The following is a 16,989-nucleotide window of genomic DNA, read 5'->3' as shown; positions in this document are numbered from 1 at the left end:
AGCATGATAAAGGTTTATGGCGCGCCTGGGTGGGGTTCAGCGATCAGCGAATTAATGCTTACCCTGGCGGATATTCCGTATCGTTTTGTCGATGTCAGTGGCTTTGACAGCGAAGGGCCACAGCGAGATCTGTTGCAAAAAATCAATCCGCTGTGTCAGGTACCGACGCTGACGCTTGAAAATGGTGAGGTAATGACTGAAACAGCCGCCATCGCGCTGATGGTCCTCGATCGTCGCCCCGATCTGGCACCGCCCATCGGACGCAGCGAGCGTCAGCAGTTTCAGCGTCTGTTGATCTGGCTGGTGGCCAATATCTATCCGACATTTACGTATGCCGACTACCCGGAACGCTGGGCGCCTGATGCGCCCGCAGAGTTGAAAAAGAACTGTATTGAATACCGTAAATCACTCTATCTCTGGCTCAACGATCGGCTCAGCGCGGAACCGTATGCCTTCGGCGAACAGTTAACGCTGCTCGACTGTTATCTGTGCGTGATGCGCACCTGGGGGCCGGGGCATGACTGGTTTCAGGATAATACGCCGAATATCAGCGCAATAGCGGACGCCGTGTGTCAGCGGGCAGAATTACGTCAGGTGTTGAAAAACAATGGGATCCTCTGAAAGCAACGGGAGTGGCGGGTAACAGCACACTAAACTCTTCAGCGAAGGGGAATTTGACGTGATTGTCTGCAGTTCCGATACCCTGGCGCAGGGGGCAATGATGGAAGCGGAAAGCCGTGGATGACGTATTCCGCAGGATTTGGCCGTCATCGGTTTTGGCAACCTCGATTTTGCCGCCAGCAATCGCCCGTCGACTACCACCGTCAGCGTCGACCGCCGCGCCATTGGTCAGCGCGCCGCCACGCTGCTGGCGAATCGCATTGAACAAGCGGCAGTGGAAGAGGCCATTATCGATATCGGTTTTCACCTGATCGAGCGTGAATCCGCATAAACCGACACATGCATGTTGTCGAGTGTGCTAGCGTTAACGTCACACTGACAATAAGGAACCTGCTATGCCACACGTTGATATTAAATGTTTTCCGCGCGACCTGAATGATGAACAAAAAGCGGCGCTGGCCGATGATATAACTGAGGTGATCATCCGTCATCTGAAAAGCAAGGAGCGCTCAGTGAGCGTGGCGCTGACTGAAGTTTCGGAGGATGAGTGGCAGGGCGTCTGGGAGCGCGAGATTGGACCGCAAATGGACGTGCTGATTAAAAAGCCAGGCTACAGCATGTAATACAAAAGCCCGGTTACGAAGGTGGACTGACCCCATAAATCTGGACAGTTTATATTAAGCGGCCTTCAGAGCCTGGGCCCGGTGCTCTACCGGACTCAGGCCTTTTAGTTTCAGGCTTATCCGCTCGTTGTTGTAGTAACGGATATAATCCTCTATCGCCTTCCTCAGTTCGCTGATATTGCTGAACTGACTCAGGTAAAAACACTCCGATTTCAGCGTCCCGAAGAAGTTTTCCATCACGGCATTATCCAGACAGTTTCCTTTTCGGGACATACTTTGCGTCATGCCCTGCGCCTTTAACTTTGCCTGATAGCCTGCCATCCGATATTGCCAGCCCTGATCTGTGTGCAGCAAGGGGGCGTCGTCTGGTCCGAGCTTTAAGAACGCATCCCGCAGCATGGTATTAACCATCTCCATCACCGGCCTTTCCGACAGGCTGTAGGAGATTATTTCCCGGTTAAAAAGATCGAGTACCGGCGACAGGTACAGCTTTTTACCCTGCAGCGAGAACTCTGTAACATCCGTAACCCATTTTTCATTGGCTTTTGATGCACTGAAGTTCCTGCTCAGGATATTGGGGGCTGCCTTGCCTGTTTCCCCCTTCCATGAGCGGTATTTCTTCGCCCTTATCAGAGACCGGAGCGACAGCTCTGTCATCAGCCGCTGCACGGTTTTATGGTTCACCAGCAGACCCTGCTTTCTCAGCGAAAGCGTGATCCTGCGGTAGCCATAACGGCCTTTGTGCCAGGCGTATATCTCACGGATTTTATCTTTCAGCCCGGCATGCCTGTCCACCTGCTTCAGGGCATTCATATTGTAATACCATGTACTGCGGGACATGCCTGCCGCGCGCAGGAGGTCTCGCAGAGCGTGCTTATGCCTCAGTTCACTGATTATCAGGGCTTGCTGCCGTTTTTTTCGCTCTGAACCAAGGCCTTCAACTTTTTTAGATAGGCATTCTCTGCCCGCAGGTAACGGAGTTCAGCCCGGAGTTCTTCGGGGGAGAGTTTTTCCAGTTCTTTATCTGTAGGGGATGGGGGGATTTTTTGTTTTGTCATTTTTCCAGGCCGCCCGCGTTGAATGTTTAGCAGTCCTTCCGCTCCGGCATCGTTGTACACGCAGACCCAGTGTCGGACAAGCGTTTCTGCAGAGAGATTAAACCGGGCAGCTGCTTCACGCATCGTCAGGTGGTCACGGATAACCGCCCGGACGACGACGAGTTTAAATTCAGCTGAATGATGTTTATTTTTCCCTGACAGCCCTTCCATACCGTGGAGTTGCCACGCCCTGACCCAGCGACGGACGGAAGTTCTTTCAACACCAAAACGGTCGGCTGTACGCTCTTCTCCGTCTTTTCCGGACAAATAATGATTAACCACAGCCAGTTTTGTTTCAGGGGAATATTTTGGCTTTGCCATAAAAAACTGCACCTTACTCAGTTGAGTGTCCAACTTTTGGGGTGCAGTCCAGAAGGTTGACCGGGCCGCATCGGGTTATCGCGTGACGACATTGAACCAGAACTCAAATTTATCCCTTTCTCCAGGCGGCTCGCTCCTTTTTACCTGTTGTCTACCTTTCATCCGTTCTGTGGAATGTCATTGACTGAGGTATAAATTGTCAGTCCATGCTGGCGGGCGACCTCGATATCCATGTCGGCACCTTTAGATGCCCCTGCAATCCGGTAAATCGCGTCACAGCGGGTAATGAGTCGGTGGGCGACCGGGTAGAGCATCGCTTCGCTGATCTCATCATCTAACGACATGGAACCTGCCGCCTTTGCCAGCGGCAACGCGAGCCATTCGCCAATCAGCGGAATGTGTCCGCGTTGGTATACCTCCAGTGCAGCGGCTTCGAGACGATGAAGGTTGGCGTCGATCAGTGCCTGGTTTCCGTCGGTACCGCTGCGATAAGGGCCGGCGATTAAAATGAGTTGTGCTGTCATGATATCCTCACTCTTTGTTGTCGTAGGCAGAAATGCACATTTCTGCACGTTTTAGTTGCCTGAAGGCCGTTGTATTTGTAGAGTACGTATCATAAACAGCAAATTCGTGCACAATCAAGGTTAATCGTGCACATTCAGGAATAACCCTATGCTTACCGATCAGCGAAAGAAATTGATCCTTGAACTGCTGGCCGCCGAAGGTCAGGTGTTATCGAAGGCGCTCAGTAACCGGTTCGCGGTTTCCGAAGACACGATCCGCCGCGATTTACGTGAACTTGCCGCGGAAGGATTTCTGCAGCGTGTACACGGCGGGGCGCTGCCATCGTCTGGTGCGACGGCGCCTTTTCTTGAACGAAAGTCATTGAAAACCGACGCCAAAAAGCGCGTGGCGCAAAAAGGGGCTACGCTGATTTCCCCCGGTCAGGTGGTAATCATTGATGGTGGGACGACAACAACAGAACTGATCGCCTGTCTGCCGGAAGATTTAAACATTACCGTGGTGACCCACAGTCCGGGCATCGCATTAGGGCTGGTCAATCATCCGCTTATCGAGATCATCCTCATCGGTGGTCGCGTGTATAAGCACTCCATTGTCACGGTAGGCGCGGCGACGGTTGAAGGAATGCGTAACATTCAGGCCGATCTCTTTTTCATGGGCGTGACGGGGATTCACCCGGAAGCGGGGTTAACCACGGGAGATTACGAAGAAGCGTGCATCAAACGTGCATTTTCCGCCAGAGCCGCAGAAACTATCGTCCTGGCGTCACCGGAGAAGATCAGCACCGCGTCTCCCTTTGCCATTGGCGACGTATCGCTGATTAATACGGTCGTCGTGGAAGAGAATACCGACGAAAGCTGGATCCGCGCGATGAACGCGAAGGGGATCACGGTGGTGAGGGCGTAGTTAGCCCGCCGTCACGCGTTTGCCGCTGGTGACAAATGTACCGGCGCCAAGATGATGCAGGGTGTTGAGTTTGTCGTCATCGAACTGCCAGCGGCCTTCGACAAACACCCGTTCATCGGCGGCGGCAGAAACCACTTCACCGAATAAGGTATCGTATTTCTCCTGCGCAGCGGTGGCGGGGAGGAGGCGGCATTCCATCCATGCCAGACATTTTTCTTCGACGACCGGCAGTCCCAGTACGGGGCCTTTGACCACCGGAATGCCGTAACAGTTGAATTTGTCTTCATCGCGCCCGGAAACGCTGCCAACGGCGTATGTCCAGTTAGTGGCGGCAACACCGGGAATGACAATACCGAACAGGCCGCTGCGCTCAATTAATTCCCGCGACCAGGCCGTTTTATCGACCACAATGGCGAGACGAGGCGGATCAAACTCAACGGGCATCGACCATGCGGCGGCCATGATATTGCGCCGGTTGCTGACCTCATCGCGACTGGTGATCAGTACCGTGGGACCATGATTGAGCAGACGACTGGCGTGGCGTAATTCGACAGGACGAAATCGACTCATAGAATTGTCTCGCAAAGGGTTTTTCTCAGTATTATTGAAAACTGACGTTGCGCCAAGCGCCGAATAACACCCGCCTCACTCTTTGGCACATCGTTTATACTCGGATAACGATTTAAGGCCCACAACAGGAAATCTGATGACGCCTATCCTGAATGCTTATTTTGCTCGTCTGAACTGGTCAGGGCGTGCCGAAGTCAATATTGAGACGCTTCGGGCGCTACATTTGCAGCATAACTGTACTATCCCGTTTGAAAATCTCGACGTGCTGTTACCGCGAGAAATGCACCTTGATGACAGGTCGCTGGAAGAGAAACTGATTACCGCACGTCGCGGCGGCTATTGCTTTGAGCAAAATGGCGTATTTGAGCGCGTTCTGCGCGAACTGGGGTTTACCGTGCGTAGTTTGCTGGGACGCGTGGTGCTGGCTAATCCGCCGAGCCTGCCACCGCGAACTCACCGTCTGCTGCTGGTTGAACTGGATGGCGAATCGTGGATCGCCGATGTGGGATTTGGTGGTCAGACGCTTACTGCCCCCATTCGTCTGCAAGCGGACATTATCCAGAAGACGCCACATGGAGAATACCGTTTGCAGCAGGAGGGGGACGACTGGATCCTGCAGTTTTGTCATCACGATCGCTGGCAATCGATGTACCGTTTTGATCGGGTGGTGCAGCAGCAAAGTGATTATGTGATGGGCAACTTTTGGTCTGCGCACTGGCCGCAATCACATTTTCGTCATCATCTGCTGATGTGCCGTCATTTGCCGGACGGGGGAAAATTGACCCTCACTAACTTCCATTTCACGCATTACGAAGGTGACAGAGTGGCAGAACAGCGCAATTTACCGGATGTCGCTTCATTGTACGCGCTACTACAGGAACGTTTTGGTCTGGGAGTGACAGACGCGAAGCATGGTTTTACGGAAACTGAGCTTGCCAGGGTGATGGCGGCGTTTGATACGCATCCCGAAGCGGGAAAATAATGAAAACCCGGTAGGCGCAGGCGCTTACCGGGCATAATTTTAAAAATCTATCGCCCATTCAGCGTGAAACAGAATCACCGCGTTACCCGTGATGGTGACTTTTTCCGGCTGGTTATTCTGAATCGTCACGTTAATTTCAACGGTGCCATCGCGACCCAATGCCCGTCCCTGATGTCCTTTTACCTGCAGCGATTTCCCGTCGTGTTCCAGTAAACCGTGATGCACCAGCCAGGCACCCATCGGGCCATTGGCATTGCCGGTCACCGGATCTTCAACAATACCAATTGCCGGTGAGAACATGCGCCCGTCAGTCTCATTTTTGCCCGGACGGATCTGGAATGGGAAAAAGCCATTGCAGCCAATTTGCTGACTGATGGTACAAAGCGCAGAAAGATCGGGAGCGAGGGCATCGATATCGACTTCAGGCTTAAGCGGAATCATCACTTTAGAATGGCCTGTCGACGCCACCTGAATCGGCAAGCCCGGCAGCATATCGCTTTCATTCAGGTGCAGCGCACGAAGAATAGCCGCGCGGATGTCACCTTCAATCGGCGCTTCAAAGGTTGGCGTGCCTTGTTCCAGCGAAATACGGTAATCACCGTCATCATGACGGATCGCCACCCGGTGTCGACCCGCCAGCGAGGTTTGCCAGACTGTGGTGTTGCCCAGTCCCAGCACCGTGGCGCGGACATAATGCGCCGCAACGGTGGCGTGCCCACAAATCGGCACTTCTACGGTCGGCGTAAAGTAGCGAATGCGGACATCGCTGTCATCGCTTCGCAGCAGGAATGCAGTTTCAGAGTGGCGTAGTTCGCGGGCAATCAGTTGCATCTGTGTTTCGCTGAGGCCATCAGCATTCAGGACGACACCTGCGGAATTGCCGCGAAAGGGGGTTCTGGTGAAAGCATCAACGTGGTAAACCTGTGGTTTCATTAGCGTTCTCCCTGAGTGAGGGAAGCATCATAACGTGGAAAAGGCCGGATAGCGATGCATCTGTCAATCCGGCGTGTGAAAGAATAAAACCCGGCAGGCATTTACATGAGCCGGGTGTTTTATTATCAGAAGGAGGCTTTAATCCCCACCATTGCAGAGGTATCGCTGTAGCCGTTGTTACCAACCTGCTGAGCGACGTTGCCCCACAGGGCGACGTTCTTCGTCAACTGGCCTTCAACACCGGCTTTCAGTTCGCCAATATTGCGGGCGCCTTTCAGATTCACATTTTCACCGTTCATTGCGACGCCAAAGTCTTTGCTGTTGTGGATCCAGTTGGCTTCGACAAACGGCTGGAAGGTGTGGTCTTTGCCGTCGTCCAGTGTGTTGTGGCCCTTGCCGAACAGACGGACGCCGACGCGGGTCTGGATGTTGCCATCGCCGTTACCTTCAACGCGGGTACCGTTAACTTCTTTGTGCTCATCTGCCTTCACGCCCATCCAGGTGATCTGGGCTTTTGGCTGAATATACAGCGCGTTACGCTCGCTGAGTTCGGCCAGTTTCCAGGTGTAGCCGGATTCAACAGAGGCGGCGAAGCCCTTAGAATCATACTCTTCAGATTCGACGTCACGACCAGAAACGGTGTTATCAAACCAGCTGTACTGCGCCCAGCTATCGACATACGCGCCTTCGTGCGTCGCGTTGTCCTGCAGCCAGGTGCCGTACAAACCAACGCTGTAACCACTGATGCGGCTGTCGGCCCGGTTACCGTTACGCTGGTTTTCGGCACGCGCTTTCTGGTTCGCATAACCGGCCATCAGACCCAGATGGTAGCGGTCAGTGTTGTTCGAAGACCACTGCGCAATGTCGCCGCCCAGTTGCATGACATAACGGTTGGCCTGCATATCCAGTTGACTACTGCTGTCTTTCTGACGGGTATGACCGCCCACGTTACGCAGCCACATACTGGTGACGGCTTCTTTGCCGGTCAGCGCGTCCACGTAATGCGTTTCGCCCAGACGATCCTGCAAACGGGTATTGAACAGCGTGTTCGCCGCCTGCAGGTTCATGCCGTACAGACCGGCTTCCGGACGCACCGCGTGTTCGCGCGGCGTCGGAGTTGGCGGCTGTGGATCGGTAGGATTCAGAGGATCCAGCGGAGTAACCGGAGACAGGGCGCTGCTCAGATACCAGTTTTTATTATTCTCGCCTTCACCGCGATGCAGGGTGTAGTCATACGCACCGGCCACGATACGGCCATTTTGTGTAAACACACCGTCAGAATTGCCGCCAACGCTAATCAGTTCGATGCCCGACGTCGTCAGACCGCCCGCGCCCCCGGCGTTCAGTACTTTAACGTTCGTGCTGCCGGAGGTGTTGCCCGCAACGATCATCCGGTCAGTCGGTGAGTTGTCATCGCCCAGTTGGGTGTTCATCACGAGATTACCGTTAGTGCCTGTGTAATCACCGTCCACTGTCAGGGTTTTGAAGCTCGCGGTATCACGCGTCAGCATACGACGCTGTGTGGCGGCTGGCATAAAGGTCAGCGTGGAGTCATTCAGCGTCAGGTTGGTGAGCTGAGAACTTTTGGTCATGCTCCAGGCCGAGCCGTCGGCCAGCGACAGGTTATTCACTGCATTGCCGCTGGTGACCATCCCGCCGACGAAACGCGACTGGTTAATCGCATTCACATCAACCACGGCGGAATCCAGGGCTTCAATCGTCCCGACAACGTCGATTTTCTGCGGGTTAATCGTCACGCGGGAGTCGGCGTTTTCCGCCAGAATGGCAGTGGCATCCGGGTCGTTGTAGTTAACCCCCAGTTGCACTTCACCGTTTAGCGTGATCTCGCCGCCTTTATTCGCCTGAACGTATTTCCAGCTCCCACTGCGGGTGGTATCGATAACATCAATGTTCAGACGACCATTAATGTCGATTTTACCCGCCGTGAGCGCATCTTCTTTACTGGCCATAATACCGGAACCGGTCGTCTGTTGATGCCCTTGAGTATCCAGGGTAATGGTCAGGTTACTACCGGTATATTGCGAGGAGCCCATTGAATCGACGCCTTCAAGAACCGTCTGATCCGCGCCTGATTTTAACAATACTGACGTCGTTCCATGAGTGGTGATGTACGAATCCAAATCGATGTCATCAATACCATCAGATAGCCAGATACCTGTAGCAACCGCCCCAACGCGATTGGCAGTGATATCGACCGCGGTATCCCCAAAGGCTTCAATATAACCCGCGTTAGCATTAATGCCGTCTGCAAACTCATCAGCAACGGATTTCACGGTGGCATTCTGATAACGAATAAGCGAGCGGTGAGTGGAATTTGTCGATTCTGAAACGATCCCCACGGAGTATTCCGTACTCTTGTTATTAACAATCAGGTTTTCAGCGTTGATGAGGGTTCCTTCTTTCGCATAAATGCCAAAAATGTGTCCCTTCGCTCCGGTGATGGTTGCATTCACCGTGGTGTCACCGGTCAGGGTAATCACGCCGTTATTCTTATCAGCGTAAATACCCATGATGTCCTTATTATCACGTTTGTGGCTGATGTTTATGGTTAAATCATCAGCAATAATCGCGCCTTTTTTCGCAAGATAGGCATCGCTTGATCCGCCGACATTGAGAATGCCAACCGCGAACATCGTGTGATAATCATTGTCCAGCGCCAGGTCAGGGCGTCCTTCAACCGTACCCGGAATGTAATCCCCGACAAGCTGATTAATGGTAGAACCTGACCCCAAATTGATTGTGCCGCTATTGGCAACAAAGACAGCGCCAGAGGCAAGTGAAAAATCGCCATCTTCAAACTCGCCCATGCCGCTAACAATCGGTGTTCCAGCCGGAGCCGTTACCGTAATCGCGCCATTGTTTTCCACGAAGAGGGTGTTGTCTTCCCCTGCGACGCTGATAATTTTATAGCTGCCACCTGCAACCAGGGCACCACTGCCGGTGATAATGCCATCATCTTCATCATAAATTTTTGCATTTACGTTATTTGTCATTAACAGGCTGCCGATCAACAGCGCCATAGTGGTTAATTTAAATTCTTTCATATCCCTATTCGCTTTTTTTAATAGACAAATACAGCACGGAATAAATTATATTTCTCAACGCTGCGTTTTGGTTTCCAGACAGAGCGAAAGCAATTTGAGTCAGACGATATCTGCCGAATTCCTTCCAGTAATTCATTCGTGCAACAGTGATTTATTTTTCATGTTGCTGAATGGATCACAAATGAATTGATCTTACGTAACTAAAGAAATCAGTTAAGCGTGAAGTGAAATAATGGATTACAGATGAAATGACGTTAATTTCGCAACAGGTATTGCATATAATAAAAGAGAGGGATTGATGTCATCTTTATGATTTTTAAAGAGATAACATGTCTTAAATCCGATTTAAGATTTATTAAGATGTTTCATGGCGTAATTTAAACTCATCAGTATCATGACAGACAAATAAACCGCACGGGTAGGAATATTTCCTACCCGTGAATTTTTAAAAATCTATTACCCGCTGTGCGTGAAACAAGTTCGCCGCATTGACGAATATAGTCACTTTAAGCAGTTGGTTACCCTGAATGACTACTTCAATATCGACAATACCCTCGCGGACTAATACTCGCTCCTGATGTCTTTTCACCAGCAGCATTCTCCCTGAGGTGAAGAAGCGTCATAACGTGCAGCGTGTCGGATGGCATTACCATCCGACACCGAAATGCCTAACGACGGGAACGAACGATCTGGTAGCGTCGGGTAAAGTACTCAAACGGTGCGCTCCAGACATGAACCAGACGGGTGAACGGGAAGAGCAGGAAGATGGTCATTCCCAGCACCAGATGCACGCGGAAGATAAACGCCACGCCGTCGAGGTGGGCAGAAGCCCCGCCACGGAAGGTGACAACCGACTGCGCCCATTCCACCAGTTTCAGCATTTCACTGCCGTCCGGGTGCTGGGCGGAGAACGGTATTGTGCTTAAGCCCAGAATGCACTGAATCAGCAGAATGCAGAGGATCAGGATATCTGCCGTGGACGAGGTGGCCCGGACGCGAGAGTTGGTCAGACGACGCACCAGCAAGCCCGCGCCGCCTACCAGCGTCAGTACGCCGCAGATCCCGCCGGCAATCATCGCCATCTGTTGTTTCACCGCAACAGGCAGGAACCAGGCGTACATCCAGTGTGGGGTTAACATGCCGAACAGGTGACCAAAGAAGATCCCCAGAATACCGATGTGGAACAAATTCGACCACAGGACCATCCCGCGCTTGTCCAGCATCTGACTGGAAGACGCCCGCCAGGTGTACTGGCCGTAGTCATAGCGCAGCCAACTGCCAAGGATAAACACCGTCCCGCAGAGATAGGGGTAGATGTCGTAAAAAAAGACGTTCAGGAACTGTATCATTTCGGGCCTCCCGCGCTGACGTCGACGTACTGTGGCGCCACGTCCTGGCTAAAGCGTCGTTGATATTGCTGTAACGGCGAACTGTCACAGGCCGTGGCGTTATCTTCGATAAATTTCACCTGTTCCTCTTCCCAGACGGCATCCAGCGCCTGTCGGGTATCATCACGGTCCTCGGCGTTCACCTGTTTCGTGACACTGTCACTTGATAGTGGGCTGCCCGCCAGAAAAAGCAGGGCATCAAACAGTTGATACCACGGCGTGTCGCGCTGCTTTAAGCGCCCGCCCAGCAGGGCCAGAATTGGAGCGACGTTCTGCAAACCTTCGCGCGCTTCCGCTTCCGGCAGTACGCTCAGGTATTCCAGATACAGTGGCAGATGGTCCGGCAGCTCGCGACAATCAAGCTGTAGCCCGACTTTCTCGTACTGCGCCAGCAAATCGACCATCGCCTGACCGCGATCGCGCGATTCCGCATGCACATGCTCGAACAACAGCAGCGAGGTGGCGCGCCCTCGATCAAACACTTCGCACCATTCGGCCTGTTTATCGAGCAGCGGCGCGCTGAGCAGGGTTTCGGTGAAGTCGGTGAGCATCGGCGCATCGTGTCGCACCAGCGCCAGCGCATCGTCCTTACACTCCCACAGTTGCTCATCCGGATACTCCATCAGCAGGCCAATCACCTTGAGGATTTGCATCATTCCCCCTCCGCTTTGTCACGTACTTCGGTGATGTTGATCGCGTCAATACGGCTACTGTTGAACAGATTAAATTTGGTATCGGAGCCGTGGCATCCATCACCGAAAGAGAAGCCGCAACCGTTGCGCTCAGGGAAGGCATCACGCGCCATTTCACGGTGGCTGGTCGGGATGACAAAACGGTCTTCGTAATTGGCAATCGCCAGGTAGCGATACATCTCTTCAATCTGTTCCACGGTCAACCCGACTTCGTCAATCGCGCGGGTGTCGGTGACGCCTTCCACGGTCTGCGAGCGCATATAATGACGCATCGCCATCATGCGCTTCAGCGCCCGCAGCACCGGGCCGGTGTCGCCAGCGCTCAGCATATTGGCGAGGTACTGCACCGGAATACGCAGGCTTTCGATCGCCGGTAGTACGCCGTCGCTTTTCGGCAGTCCACCCGCATCGGCGTAAGACTGAATCGGCGACAGCGGCGGCACATACCAGACCATCGGCAGAGTGCGGTATTCCGGATGCAGCGGCAGCGCCAGCTTCCAGTCCATCGCCATTTTGTAAACTGGCGAACGCTGCGCCGCGTCGATCACGTTCTGTGGAATGCCCTGTTTAAGCGCTTCTTCTATCACCGCCGGGTCGTGCGGATTCAGAAACACGTCGCACTGACGCTCATAGAGATCGGTTTCATGCTCGGTGCTGGCCGCTTCTTCAATGCGGTCCGCATCGTAGAGCAGCACACCAAGATAACGGATGCGCCCGACGCAGGTTTCGGAACAGACCGTCGGCTGGCCCGATTCAATGCGCGGATAACAGAAAATGCATTTTTCGGATTTGCCGCTTTTCCAGTTGAAGTAGATTTTTTTGTATGGGCAGCCGCTGATACACAGACGCCAGCCGCGGCATTTATCCTGATCGATCAGCACAATGCCGTCTTCTTCACGCTTGTAGATAGCGCCGCTCGGACAAGTGGCGACACAGCTTGGGTTCAGGCAGTGTTCACACAGACGCGGCAGATACATCATGAAGGTGTTTTCGAACTGGCCGTACATCTCCTTTTGGATCTTGTCGAAGTTACGGTCTCGCGCGCGCTTTTCGAATTCGCCGCCGAGCAGCTCTTCCCAGTTCGGCCCCCAGATGATTTTGTCCATCCGCTTACCGTCAATCAACGAGCGGGGACGGGCGGTAGGTTGATGTTTGCCTTCCGGCGCGCTGTGCAAATGCTGATAGTCGTAGGTGAAGGGCTCGTAGTAATCATCGATTTGTGGAATGACCGGGTTGGCGAAGATTTTGGTGATGACGCCCATTTTGCCGCCCAGACGTGGTCGGATTTTACCGTTCACGTCGCGAACCCAGCCGCCTTGCCACTCTTCCTGGTCTTCCCAGTTTTTCGGGTAGCCGATGCCGGGTTTCGTCTCAACGTTGTTAAACCACGCGTACTCCATTCCTTCACGTCCGGTCCAGACGTTTTTACAGGTGACGGAGCAGGTGTGGCAGCCAATGCATTTATCGAGGTTCAGTACCATGCCAACCTGTGAGCGTATCTTCATTTTTTCGCCTCCTGTACCTGATCCCGACCTTCATCATCCAGCCAGTCAATGTTTTTCATTTTTCTAATCATGATGAACTCGTCGCGGTTGGAGCCGACGGTACCGTAATAGTTAAAGCCGTAAGCAAGCTGCGCATAACCGCCAATCATGTGCGTCGGTTTCGGGCACACGCGGGTGACGGAGTTGTGGATCCCGCCGCGCATCCCGGTGACTTCCGAACCGGGGATATTCAGGATGCGTTCCTGGGCGTGGTACATCATCGTCATGCCGGGCGGCACGCGCTGGCTCACCACCGCACGGGCGGTGAGGGCGCCGTTGGCGTTGAAGGCTTCGATCCAGTCGTTATCCTCAATGCCGAGCTCTTTCGCATCCGTTTCACTGATCCAGACAATCGGCCCGCCGCGCGACAGCGTCAGCATTAGCAGGTTTTCGCTGTAGGTGGAGTGAATGCCCCATTTCTGATGCGGTGTCAGGAAGTTAAGCGCTTTCTCCGGGAAGCCGTTCGGTGGGATCTCCCGCATTTCGCTGACGCTGCGGGTGTCAATCGGCGGACGATAAGCCACGAGGCTTTCGCCGAATGCCCGCATCCATTGATGGTCCTGATACAGCTGTTGACGACCGGAGAGGGTACGCCACGGGATCAGTTCATGGACATTGGTATAGCCCGCGTTATAGGAGACATGCTCGCTTTCCAGTCCGGACCAGGTCGGGCTGGAGATGATTTTGCGTGGCTGTGCCTGAATATCACGAAAGCGAATCTTCTCGTCTTCTTTGTTGAGCGCCAGATGCGTATGTTCGCGACCAGTCATCGCGCCGAGCGCTTCCCATGCTTTCACGGCGACCTGACCGTTGGTTTCCGGGGCCAGAGTGAGGATCACTTCCGACGCGTCCAGCGCGGTTTCAATCAGCGGACGACCTTTCGCCGGGCCATCACGCTTGGTGTAGTTGAGCTTGCCGAGGAAATCGACCTCCGTCTGGGTGTTCCACGAAATGCCCTTGCCGCCGTTACCCAACTTGTCCATCAAGGGCCCGAGCGAGGTGAAACGCTCGTACGTCGCGGGGTAATCGCGCTCCACCACGGCAATGTTCGGCGCGGTTTTACCGGGGATTAACTCACATTCCCCTTTACGCCAGTCCTGGATGTCGAACGGCTGCGAAAGTTCTGCCGGTGAATCGTGCTGCAACGGCTGCAACACCACGTCGGTTTCTTGTCCCAGATGGCCGACACAGACCTCAGAAAAGACGCTGGCGATGCCTTTGTAGATTTCCCAGTCGCTTTTTGATTCCCACGCCGGATCCACCGCCGCAGACAGCGGATGAATAAACGGATGCATGTCCGAGGTATTCATGTCGTCTTTTTCATACCAGGTGGCAGTGGGCAGAACGATATCTGAGAACAGGCAGGTGCTGGACATGCGGAAGTCGAGCGTCACCAGCAGATCGAGCTTGCCTTCAATGGCGGGGGATTCCCATTCAACCTCTTCAGGTTTAATGCCTTCGCGGGAACCCAGCGCTTCCCCCTGAATGCCGCTCTCTGTTCCCAGTAAATATTTGAGCATGTACTCGTGGCCTTTACCGGAAGAACCAAGGAGGTTAGAGCGCCAGACAAACAGGTTACGCGGATGGTTCTTGCCGCTGTCGGGTTGTTCGCAGGCAAAACGAATATCGCCGGATTTCAACGCCTGAACGGTGTATTCCACGGGTGACAAGCCGGCTTTTTCGGCGCTGGCCTTCACCGTCAGCGGGTTGAGGTTGAGCTGCGGCGCAGAAGGCAACCAGCCCATGCGCTCGGCACGCACGTTGAAATCGATCAGATGACCGGTGAATTTCGAGGCATCCGCCAGCGGTGAGAGCAGTTCCTGGGCGGTCAGTTTTTCATAGCGCCACTGACTGGCGTGATTATAGAAAAACGAGGTGCTGTTCATCTGACGCGGCGGACGGTTCCAGTCCAGCGCAAACGCCAGCGGTAGCCAGCCGGTTTGCGGACGCAGTTTTTCCTGGCCGACATAGTGCGCCCAGCCGCCGCCGCTCTGTCCGACACAGCCGCAGAACACGAGGATGTTGATCATTCCCCGGTAGTTCATGTCCATGTGATACCAGTGGTTGACACCGGCACCAAGGATAATCATCGAGCGACCGTGGGTTTTATGTGCGGTATCAGCGAACTCACGGGCGATGGTTTCAATCTTGAAACGCGGCACGCCGGTGATCTGCTCCGCCCACGCCGGGGTATAGGCCTTCACCTCAGCATAATCCTTCGCGGCGTATGCGTCTTCCAGACCGCGATCGAGGCCGTAGTTGGCCAGCACCAGATCGTAAACGCTGACCACCGGACAACGGCGGCCATCGACAAGCGTCAGTTGCTTCACTGGCAACTGGCGCACCAGTACCGGTTCCTGCTTCACGCTGCGAAAATGCGGGTTTTCGTTGCCGCCAAAATAGGGGAATGCGACGCCCAATACCTCATCATGCTGACCAAGCAATGACAGCGACAGCTCGGTTTCCGTACCCGCCGCCAGCGACTCAAGGTTCCATTTACCTTTTTCGCCCCAGCGGAAACCAATCGAGCCGTTAGGCACTACCAGTTCACCGGTGGTGTTGCAGGCGACCGTTTTCCACTCCGGATTATTACTTTCGCCCAGACCGTCGACCAGATCCGAGGCGCGCATCATTCGTCCTGGCACGTAGCTGCCGTCTTCACGGGCGTCCAGTAATACCAGCATCGGCATATCGGTATAGCGACGGCAGTAGTTAAGGAAGTAGTCGCTGGGATTGTCGAGGTGGAACTCTTTTAAGATCACGTGGCCCATTGCCATCGCCAGCGCGCTGTCGGTACCTTGTTTTGGTGCCAGCCACTGATCGCTGAGTTTGGCGACTTCGGAGAAGTCAGGGGTAATGGCGACCGTTTTCGTCCCTTTGTAACGGACTTCGGTAAAGAAGTGTGCATCCGGAGTACGCGTTTGCGGTACGTTGGAGCCCCAGGCGATGATATAGCTGGAGTTGTACCAGTCGGCCGATTCCGGCACGTCAGTCTGCTCGCCCCAGGTCATCGGTGACGCGGGCGGTAAGTCGCAGTACCAGTCGTAAAAACTCAGGCAGGTACCGCCGAGCAGGGAAAGGTAACGGGTGCCGGCGGCGTAGGAGACCATCGACATTGCCGGGATCGGCGAGAAACCGGCGACGCGGTCCGGTCCATAGGTTTTCACCGTCCAGACGTTGGCGGCGGCAATCAACTGGTTAAGCTCTTTCCAGCTAGAGCGGATGAATCCACCGCGTCCGCGTACCTGCTTGTAGCTCTGGCTCTTTAGCGGGTCGTTCATGATTGACTCCCACGCCAGCACCGGATCGGCATGGGTGGACAGCGCGTCACGCCACAGTTCGATCAGACGCTTACGCACCAGCGGGTATTTCAGGCGGTTGGCGCTGTACAGATACCAGGAGTAGCTGGCACCACGCGGGCATCCGCGCGGTTCATGGTTAGGCAGATCCGGACGCGTCCGGGGATAGTCGGTCTGCTGGGTTTCCCAGGTCACCAGACCATTTTTGACGTAGATCTTCCAGCTACAGGAGCCGGTACAGTTCACCCCGTGGGTGGAACGGACAATCTTGTCAAACTGCCAGCGCTGACGATAGCTGTCTTCCCAGTCCCGGTTGGTATGCATCACCTGGCCGTGACCGTCAGCAAAGGTGTCACCCTTTTGTTTAAAGTAACGGAAGCGATCCAACAGTTTACTCATGACATTTCTCCTGCTCCATAGGGTCTT

13 protein-coding genes and 1 pseudogene are annotated in these 16,989 nt (G+C 54.1%); 5 read left to right on the top strand and 9 right to left on the bottom strand.

From position 1 onward, the window contains the following. Nucleotides 1–3 precede the first annotated feature (3 nt). The 3 genes and pseudogenes from KI228_RS11045 (at nucleotide 4) to pptA (ending at nucleotide 1,244) form a co-directional block, all read left to right on the top strand. On the top strand, nucleotides 4–621 hold the full coding sequence (locus tag KI228_RS11045; RefSeq protein ID WP_043000665.1) for a glutathione S-transferase family protein: 618 nt from the start codon (nucleotides 4–6) through the stop codon (nucleotides 619–621). Nucleotides 622–649: 28 nt separating this feature from the next. Next, nucleotides 650–952: pseudogene (locus KI228_RS11040) on the top strand (substrate-binding domain-containing protein); the annotation flags it as partial. Nucleotides 953–1,016: 64 nt separating this feature from the next. Continuing rightward, complete coding sequence (pptA, locus tag KI228_RS11035) at nucleotides 1,017–1,244, top strand: tautomerase PptA (protein ID WP_061070105.1); 228 nt, start codon at nucleotides 1,017–1,019, stop codon at nucleotides 1,242–1,244. Between the two features lie 54 nt (nucleotides 1,245–1,298). Here pptA and KI228_RS11030 read toward each other — a convergent pair. Together KI228_RS11030 and KI228_RS11025 are read right to left on the bottom strand one after the other, a co-directional pair. Next, a protein-coding gene (locus KI228_RS11030) for an IS3 family transposase (RefSeq protein ID WP_141227527.1) occupies nucleotides 1,299–2,662 on the bottom strand; the annotation gives its coding sequence in 2 pieces (ribosomal slippage) (nucleotides 1,299–2,194 and nucleotides 2,194–2,662; 1,365 coding nt in all). Between the two features lie 158 nt (nucleotides 2,663–2,820). Continuing rightward, on the bottom strand, nucleotides 2,821–3,186 hold the full coding sequence (locus KI228_RS11025; protein WP_043000668.1) for a TIR domain-containing protein: 366 nt from the start codon (nucleotides 3,184–3,186) through the stop codon (nucleotides 2,821–2,823). Nucleotides 3,187–3,334: 148 nt separating this feature from the next. Here KI228_RS11025 and KI228_RS11020 point away from each other — a divergent pair, with 148 nt between their 5' ends. Next, a complete protein-coding gene (locus tag KI228_RS11020; protein ID WP_054176188.1) occupies nucleotides 3,335–4,090 on the top strand; it encodes a DeoR/GlpR family DNA-binding transcription regulator in 756 nt (251 codons plus the stop codon). Here KI228_RS11020 and KI228_RS11015 read toward each other — a convergent pair whose 3' ends face one another. Continuing rightward, nucleotides 4,091–4,660, bottom strand: coding sequence for a flavin reductase family protein (locus tag KI228_RS11015; RefSeq protein WP_043000670.1), 570 nt, complete (start codon nucleotides 4,658–4,660; stop codon nucleotides 4,091–4,093). 136 nt (nucleotides 4,661–4,796) lie between these two features. Here KI228_RS11015 and nhoA point away from each other — a divergent pair, with 136 nt between their 5' ends. Then, the gene (gene nhoA / locus KI228_RS11010; RefSeq protein WP_043000671.1) at nucleotides 4,797–5,642 is read left to right on the top strand and encodes an N-hydroxyarylamine O-acetyltransferase; all 846 of its coding nucleotides are present in this window, start codon (nucleotides 4,797–4,799) and stop codon (nucleotides 5,640–5,642) included. A 39-nt stretch (nucleotides 5,643–5,681) separates the two neighbouring features. On the opposite strand, the gene KI228_RS11005 is transcribed toward nhoA, so the two are convergent. From KI228_RS11005 to KI228_RS10980, 6 genes are all read right to left on the bottom strand, one after another. Continuing rightward, entirely contained in the window at nucleotides 5,682–6,575 is an 894-nt protein-coding gene (locus KI228_RS11005; RefSeq protein ID WP_061070107.1) for a PhzF family isomerase, read from the bottom strand. Between the two features lie 125 nt (nucleotides 6,576–6,700). Next, a complete protein-coding gene (locus KI228_RS11000; RefSeq protein WP_061070108.1) occupies nucleotides 6,701–9,640 on the bottom strand; it encodes an autotransporter outer membrane beta-barrel domain-containing protein in 2,940 nt (979 codons plus the stop codon). Between the two features lie 668 nt (nucleotides 9,641–10,308). After that, nucleotides 10,309–10,989 (bottom strand): respiratory nitrate reductase subunit gamma, encoded by a 681-nt coding sequence (narI, locus tag KI228_RS10995; RefSeq protein ID WP_043000673.1) that lies wholly within the window; start codon nucleotides 10,987–10,989, stop codon nucleotides 10,309–10,311. Continuing rightward, nucleotides 10,986–11,681: a nitrate reductase molybdenum cofactor assembly chaperone gene (gene narW, locus KI228_RS10990; RefSeq protein ID WP_044257968.1), complete on the bottom strand. Its 696-nt coding sequence runs from the start codon at nucleotides 11,679–11,681 to the stop codon at nucleotides 10,986–10,988. The genes narI and narW overlap by 4 nt, the downstream gene beginning before the upstream one ends. Continuing rightward, complete coding sequence (gene narH / locus KI228_RS10985; RefSeq protein ID WP_043000675.1) at nucleotides 11,681–13,225, bottom strand: nitrate reductase subunit beta; 1,545 nt, start codon at nucleotides 13,223–13,225, stop codon at nucleotides 11,681–11,683. The genes narW and narH overlap by 1 nt, the downstream gene beginning before the upstream one ends. After that, the gene (locus KI228_RS10980; protein WP_061070109.1) at nucleotides 13,222–16,962 is read right to left on the bottom strand and encodes a nitrate reductase subunit alpha; all 3,741 of its coding nucleotides are present in this window, start codon (nucleotides 16,960–16,962) and stop codon (nucleotides 13,222–13,224) included. The genes narH and KI228_RS10980 overlap by 4 nt, the downstream gene beginning before the upstream one ends. Between the last annotated feature and the right edge of the window lie 27 nt (nucleotides 16,963–16,989).

The sequence above is a fragment of the Citrobacter amalonaticus genome, from assembly GCF_018323885.1.
GTDB lineage: Bacteria > Pseudomonadota > Gammaproteobacteria > Enterobacterales > Enterobacteriaceae > Citrobacter_A > Citrobacter_A amalonaticus.
This window is presented reverse-complemented; position numbering and strand designations above follow the sequence as displayed.